This is a genomic window from Pseudomonas sp. EA_5y_Pfl2_R50, from assembly GCF_963970475.1.
GTDB lineage: Bacteria > Pseudomonadota > Gammaproteobacteria > Pseudomonadales > Pseudomonadaceae > Aquipseudomonas.
In genome coordinates this window covers 1-602 of record NZ_CAXAPT010000076.1, presented here as the reverse complement: position 1 = coordinate 602, position 602 = coordinate 1, and the positions used below count along the sequence as shown (strand labels likewise).

General features: G+C 62.0%; 1 protein-coding gene. It reads left to right on the top strand.

Going from position 1 to position 602, the window contains the following annotated elements; translation table 11 throughout:
* Positions 1–602: VCBS domain-containing protein (locus AACY19_RS26775; RefSeq protein ID WP_339454500.1), on the top strand; the 602-nt coding region annotated here is incomplete at both ends.

Below are 602 nucleotides of genomic sequence, written 5' to 3'. Positions count from 1 at the left end.
ATGCCGGGCCGATCACTGCCGGTACGTTCACCGGCACTTACGGCACGCTGGTGCTCAACGCCAACGGCACTTACACCTACACGCTGAACACCAGCGACGCCGATTTCAAAGCCTTGCACGGCGGCGGCAACGGCACGGAAACGTTCACCTACACCCTCACCGATGCCGACGGCGATACCAGCACTGCGAATCTGGTTCTGCAGATTCACAACAACGACGATCCAGTGGTCATCAACGGCCTCGACGTCAACGGCGGTGAACTGACCGTCTACGAGAAAAACCTCAGCGATGGCAGCACACCTGATTCCGCAGCCCTGACCCAAAGCGGCACCTTCACCATCACCGCGCTCGACGGTGTCACCACTCTGACCGTCGGCGGCATTGCCGTGGTCAGCAACGGTGTCGCCGCAGGCTTCCCGCAATCGATCACCACGCCGCTGGGCAGCACGCTGACCATCACCGGGTTCAACGCGATCACGGGCGTGGTCAGTTACAGCTACACCCTGGTCGACAATGAGGCCCACCCCACTGCCAACGGCGCGAACAGCCTGCCTGAACAGTTCGCCGTGACCGTGGTGGATGACAACGGCACCACCGCCAAC